Source organism: Martinezella sp. CNPSo 3732, assembly GCF_057784515.1.
Map to the genome: position 1 here is coordinate 405,212 of NZ_JBXSOO010000004.1, position 6,415 is coordinate 411,626.

The 6,415-nt window shown below is 61.4% G+C and carries 6 protein-coding genes; all 6 read left to right on the plus strand.

Annotated features, from left to right (window positions below):
- The first annotated feature begins 18 nt into the window (after positions 1 to 18).
- The 6 genes from AC13RM_RS12525 (at position 19) to AC13RM_RS12550 (ending at position 6,198) form a co-directional block, all read left to right on the plus strand.
- Positions 19 to 780, plus strand: a complete 762-nt coding sequence (locus AC13RM_RS12525; RefSeq protein ID WP_113232985.1) for a YgjP family zinc-dependent metalloprotease — start codon at positions 19 to 21, stop codon at positions 778 to 780.
- A gap of 275 nt (positions 781 to 1,055) precedes the next feature.
- A complete protein-coding gene (locus AC13RM_RS12530) occupies positions 1,056 to 1,730 on the plus strand; it encodes a phosphoribosylanthranilate isomerase (RefSeq protein ID WP_113232986.1) in 675 nt (224 codons plus the stop codon).
- Positions 1,727 to 2,941, plus strand: a complete 1,215-nt coding sequence (gene trpB, locus AC13RM_RS12535) for a tryptophan synthase subunit beta (protein ID WP_113232987.1) — start codon at positions 1,727 to 1,729, stop codon at positions 2,939 to 2,941. The genes AC13RM_RS12530 and trpB overlap by 4 nt, the downstream gene beginning before the upstream one ends.
- A gap of 10 nt (positions 2,942 to 2,951) precedes the next feature.
- Entirely contained in the window at positions 2,952 to 3,791 is an 840-nt protein-coding gene (trpA, locus tag AC13RM_RS12540) for a tryptophan synthase subunit alpha (RefSeq protein WP_113232988.1), read from the plus strand.
- A gap of 110 nt (positions 3,792 to 3,901) precedes the next feature.
- Positions 3,902 to 4,813 (plus strand): acetyl-CoA carboxylase, carboxyltransferase subunit beta, encoded by a 912-nt coding sequence (gene accD / locus AC13RM_RS12545; RefSeq protein WP_015338192.1) that lies wholly within the window; start codon positions 3,902 to 3,904, stop codon positions 4,811 to 4,813.
- Positions 4,814 to 4,845: 32 nt separating this feature from the next.
- Complete coding sequence (locus tag AC13RM_RS12550; protein ID WP_488555121.1) at positions 4,846 to 6,198, plus strand: bifunctional folylpolyglutamate synthase/dihydrofolate synthase; 1,353 nt, start codon at positions 4,846 to 4,848, stop codon at positions 6,196 to 6,198.
- Positions 6,199 to 6,415: the final 217 nt, after the last annotated feature.

Here is a 6,415-nt window from a genome sequence, read left to right on the forward strand (position 1 = left end):
ATCATATAAAACTGCCTTATGTTTCCGCTGCTCTCCAGATCCCGCAAACCGCAAGCCAAGTTGGCTGCGCCGGAAACGCGTACGCTCGATGTCGCCGGCCGGCTGATGCCGCTGACGATCCGTCAGCACGAGCGCGCGACCCGCATCACGCTCCGGATCGAGCCCGGCGGGCGGTCGCTGAAGATGACCATTCCACGTGGTTTGGCGGCACGCGAGGTCAACGCTTTCCTCGACCGGCATCAGGGCTGGCTTCTGACCAAGCTTGCGAAATTCTCGGTCGACAGCAGTCTGCGCAGCGGCAGCGAAATCCTGCTGCGCGGCGTGCGTCACCGGATCGAGCATACCGGCACCCTGCGCGGTCTTACCGAAGCCATCGTCGTCGAGGGCGTTCCGGTGCTGCGCGTCAGCGGCCTGCCGGAACATGCCGGCCGCCGCATCGCCACCTTCCTGAAGAAGGAGGCGCGCGCCGATCTGGAAAAGCTTGTGGCTATCCACGCCAAGGCCGTCCGCGCCAGCGTCGCATCCATCACCATGAAGGATACCCGCAGCCGCTGGGGCTCCTGCTCCTCGCAAGGGAACTTGAGCTTCTCCTGGCGCATCGTCATGGCGCCGCCCTTGGTCATCGATTACCTCGCCGCCCATGAGGTCGCGCATTTGCGCGAAATGAACCATGGCCCCCGCTTCTGGGCGCTCTGCCGCAAACTCTGCCCCGACATGGACGAGGCCAAAGCCTGGTTGAAACGCCACGGCAGCCAGCTGCATGCGATCGATTTTGATTGAATGCATAGAGGCGCGCAAGGCAATCGCATATAGCCAGGTTGGCCCCTCATCCGTCCTCTCACAGTTCGCTTCGCTCAACTGTTCGAGTCCACCTTCTCCCTGCACGCGGGTAGAAGGGGCTTGACGAGATTGCCCCCTCTCCCCGTCAAAACGGGGAGAGGGCTGGGTGAGGGGCCTTTTCTATTTCATATACGATGGCCTTGGAGCCACGCAAAAATCCCGCCAACGTCGCCTTTAGGCTCGACTCTTTCGAAATTTCGTGTCACTCCGCTGCCATGAACCCCGATATCAAAATTTGTGGTCTGAAGACGCCGGAAGCGGTGGATCGTGCTCTTGAGCGCGGCGCTACCCATATCGGCTTTATCTTCTTTGAAAAAAGCCCGCGCTATATCGAGCCGGATCTCGCCGGCGCGCTCGCCGAGCGTGCCCGCGGCAGGGCGAAAGTCGTTGCCGTCACGGTCGATCCCACCAATGACGATCTCGATGAGATCATGGCGCTGGTGAAGCCCGATATGCTGCAGCTTCATGGCAATGAAAGCCCGGAGCGCGTGCTGACCATCAAGGCGGTCCACAACGTGCCGGTCATGAAGGCCATGTCGGTGCGCGATGCCGATGATCTGAAGCGGGTGGAATCCTATATCGGCATAGCTGACCGCTTCCTCTTCGATGCCAAGCCGCCGGCCGGCTCTGTGCTGCCGGGCGGAAACGGCGTATCCTTCGATTGGAGCCTGATGAGCTGGCTCGACGATCGGGTGGATTACATGCTCTCAGGCGGCGTCAACAAGGACAATGTCGCCGAGGCGCTGGCTTCCACCAAGGCCAGCGGCATCGATCTTTCCTCTGCCCTCGAGAGTTCGCCGGGCGTGAAGGATCTAGGCAAGATCGACCAGTTTTTCGACGCTTTTGCAGAAGCATGCGTGCCGGAACCGGCAGCAGGGAGTAGAAAGTGAACCAGACGCCTAAACCCAATTCCTTCCGCTCCGGCCCCGATGAGGACGGCCGTTTCGGCATTTATGGCGGCCGTTTCGTTGCCGAAACGCTCATGCCGCTGATCCTGGATCTGCAGGAGGAATGGGCGAAGGCGAAGGACGATCCGGCTTTTCAGGCGGAGCTGAAGTCTCTCGGCACGCATTATATCGGCCGGCCGAGCCCGCTTTACTTTGCCGAGCGCCTGACGGCGGAGCTTGGCGGCGCGAAGATCTACTTCAAGCGCGAAGAGCTGAACCATACCGGTTCGCACAAGATCAACAACTGTATCGGCCAGATCCTGCTCGCCAAGCGCATGGGCAAGACCCGCATCATCGCCGAAACCGGTGCCGGCCAGCATGGCGTGGCGTCGGCAACGGTTGCCGCCCGCTTCGGCCTGCCCTGCGTCGTCTACATGGGCGCGACCGATGTCGAGCGTCAGGCGCCGAACGTCTTCCGCATGAAGCTCTTGGGCGCCGAGGTCATTCCGGTGACAGCCGGCAGCGGCACGCTCAAGGACGCCATGAACGAAGCCCTTCGTGATTGGGTCACCAATGTCGAAGACACCTACTATCTGATCGGTACGGCTGCCGGCCCGCATCCCTATCCGGAAATGGTCCGCGATTTCCAGGCTGTGATCGGCACCGAAGCCCGCGCGCAGATTCTGGAAGCTGAAGGCCGACTGCCGGACCTCGTCGTTGCGGCCGTCGGCGGCGGCTCGAATGCGATCGGCATCTTCCATCCCTTCCTCGATGATGAGGGCGTCAAGATCGTCGGCGTCGAAGCCGGTGGCAAGGGTCTGCAGGGTGATGAGCATTGCGCCTCGATCACCGCCGGTTCGCCCGGCGTGCTGCATGGCAATCGCACCTATCTGCTGCAGGACGGCGACGGCCAGATCAAGGAAGGCCATTCCATCTCGGCCGGCCTCGATTACCCCGGCATCGGCCCAGAGCATTCCTGGCTGAACGATATCGGTCGCGCCGAATATGTGCCGATCATGGATCACGAGGCACTCGAAGCCTTCCAGACGCTGACGCGTCTCGAAGGTATCATCCCGGCACTCGAGCCGAGCCATGCGCTCGCCGAGGTGATCAAGCGTGCCCCGAAGATGGGCAAGGACGAGATCATCCTGATGAACCTCTCCGGCCGTGGTGACAAGGACATCTTCACCGTCGGCAAGATTCTGGGAATGTGAGTTAGACGCCATGACCGCACGTATGGACAAACGCTTCGCCGCTTTGAAGGCTGAAGGCCGCCCGGCACTCGTCACCTATTTCATGGGCGGCGATCCCGATTACGAGACCTCGCTCGGCATCATGAAGGCGCTGCCGGAAGCCGGCGCCGACGTCATCGAGCTTGGCATGCCCTTTTCCGATCCTATGGCCGACGGCCCGGCGATCCAGCTTGCCGGCCAGCGCGCCCTAAAGGCCGGCCAGACGCTGAAGAAGACGCTGCAGCTCGCCGCCGATTTCCGCAAGGTCGATACCGATACGCCGATCGTGATGATGGGCTATTACAATCCGATCTATATTTATGGCGTCGAAAAGTTCCTGGACGATGCACTTGCAGCTGGGATCGACGGCCTGATCGTCGTCGACCTGCCGCCGGAAATGGATGATGAGCTTTGTATTCCGGCGATCCGCAAGGGCATCAACTTCATCCGCCTGGCAACGCCGACCACCGATGACAAGCGCCTGCCGACGGTTCTGAAGAACACGACGGGCTTCGTCTATTACGTCTCGATGAACGGCATCACCGGTTCGGCATTGCCCGACCCGTCGCTGGTCTCGGGCGCCGTCGAGCGCATCAAGCAGCACACCGAGCTGCCGGTCTGCGTCGGCTTCGGCGTCAAGACTGCCGAACACGCCAAGCTGATCGGCGCGTCCGCCGATGGCGTCGTCGTCGGTACCGCGATCGTCAACCAGATCGCCACCAGCCTCACCAAGGATGGTGAGGCAACAGCAGACACCATCCAGGCCGTCGCCACCCTGGTGCGCGGCCTGTCGACGGGAACACGTTCCGCCCGCCTTGTTGCCGCCGAATAGTTTTCCCATATAGGCCTCTCATCAAATCCCCTGCGGATTGAGGGGAAAAGCCTATGGGCATTTGGTGACGACTAGGATATCGATTAATTCGGTCGATTAGGAGTTTCGAATTGAACTGGATCACGAACTACGTCCGCCCGCGGATCAATTCCATGCTGGGCCGTCGCGAGGTTCCGGAGAATCTCTGGATCAAGTGCCCGGAAACGGGCGAAATGGTCTTCCACAAGGATCTGGAAGACAACAAGTGGGTCATCCCTGCTTCCGGTTTCCACATGAAGATGCCGGCCAAGGCTCGCCTTGCCGATCTCTTCGACAACGGCGAATACGAAGCCCTGCCGCAGCCGAAGGTCGCGCAGGATCCGCTGAAGTTCCGGGATTCGAAGAAATATACCGACCGCCTGAAGGACAGCCGCTTGAAGACCGAGCAGGAGGATACGATCCTCTCCGGCGTCGGCAAAGTTCGCGGCCTGAAGCTCGTCGCCATCGTCCATGAGTTCAACTTCATCGGCGGTTCGCTCGGCATGGCGGCCGGCGAAGCCATCGTGAAGGCTTTCGAGCGTGCGATCGCCGAAAAATGCCCTGTTGTGATGTTCCCGGCTTCGGGCGGCGCCCGCATGCAGGAGGGTATCCTGTCGCTGATGCAGCTGCCGCGCACGACGGTCGCCGTCGACATGCTGAAGGAAGCTGGCCAGCCCTACGTCGTGGTTCTGACGAACCCGACGACCGGCGGCGTCACGGCCTCCTACGCTATGCTGGGAGACATTCACCTTGCCGAACCTGGCGCCGAAATCGGCTTTGCCGGCAAGCGCGTGATCGAGCAGACATTGCGCGAAAAGCTTCCCGAGGGCTTCCAGACCTCGGAATATCTGCTGGAGCACGGCATGGTGGATATGGTCGTCAAGCGTCACGACATTCCCGACACTTTGGCGACGCTTCTGAAGATCCTGACCAAGGCGCCGGCAAACGACGTATCGGTCAAGAACAAGAATGGCGCGGCACTGGCAATAGCAGCGAGCGCCTGACATCATCGATGGCCGACGGGCGGAGGTGCGGGATGACGTCTATGGATCAGTCCGCAATGAGCGAGGCAGCACGCGAGATCGAGAAGCTCATGGGGCTGCACCCCAAGGGCTTCGATCTTTCTCTGGAGAGAATAACCCGGCTGCTCGACGCCCTCGGCAATCCTCATCAGAAATTGCCGCCGGTGATCCATGTCGCCGGCACCAACGGCAAGGGCTCCGTCACAGCCTTCTGCCGCGCACTGCTCGAAGCCGGCGGCTATAGCGTGCATGTCCATACCTCGCCGCATCTCGTCAACTGGCACGAGCGCTATCGCATCGGCGTCAAGGGCGGCCGCGGCAAGCTCGTCGACGATGCCGTATTTGCCGATGCGCTCAAGCGCATCGCCGAGGCCAATGACGGGCAGAAGATCACCGTCTTCGAAATTCTGACGGCCGCGACCTTTCTCCTCTTTGCCGAGCATCCGGCCGATGTTGCCGTCATCGAGGTTGGCCTTGGCGGTCGTTTCGACGCCACCAATGTTCTCTCCGATCCGGCTGTTTCGGTCATCATGCCGATTTCGCTGGATCACCAGCCCTATCTCGGCGACCGCGTCGAACTGATCGCAGCGGAAAAGGCCGGCATCATGAAGCCGGGCCATCCCGTCGTCATAGGCCATCAGGACTATGATGCAGCACTCGACGTGCTGATCTCGACGGCCGAACGGCTTCGTTGTCCGACCGCCGTCTTCGGCCAGGATTTTTCCGCGCATGAGGAATATGGCAAGCTGGTCTATCAGGATGAGTTCGGCCTTGCCGACCTGCCGCTGCCGCGCCTGCCGGGCCGTCACCAATATGGCAATGCCGCCGCCGCCATCCGCGCCGTCAAGGCCGCGGGCTTCGTCGTCACCGAAGCGATGATGGAAAAGGCGATGACCTCGGTCGAATGGCCGGGGCGCCTGCAGCGACTGACAGAAGGCGAACTGCTGCCACATGCCCCCGAGCGTTCGGAAATCTGGGTCGATGGCGGCCACAATCCCGGCGCCGGCGAAGTCATCGCGGAAGCCATGGCCAATTTCGAGGAGCGCCAACCGCGGCCCTTGTTCCTGATCACAGGCATGATCAATACCAAGGATCCGATCGGCTATTTCAAGGCGTTTGCCGGTCTCGTTGAAAAAGTCTATTGCGTGCCGATCCGCGGCAGCGAAGCCATGGTCGATCCGGTCATTCTCGCCAATGCCGCTTATGATGCCGGTCTCATAGCCGAACCCATGTCCAGCGTCGTCGAGGCGCTGGATGCGATCAAGGGTGCGGCCGTGCCGAATTCGCCTCCGCCGCGCATCCTGATCGGCGGCTCGCTTTATCTGGTCGGCGATGTCCTTGCCGACAACGGCACGCCGCCGCGGTGATTTTGGTCGGGTGGTCAACCACCCGCCCTCGTGCTTCGAGACGGCCTGGGGCCTCCTCAGCATGAGGGCTGACCTTTGCGCCCAGCCGCTACGGGCTCATTTCTTCGTCGCCTCTTCGTTGCCATGGCGACGAGCCTGCTCCATCCTCACCCTGAGGTGCGAAGCCTCGAAGGGCGAGGATGGCCCGCTCTCTCTGAACCAACAAAAAACCCCGCCG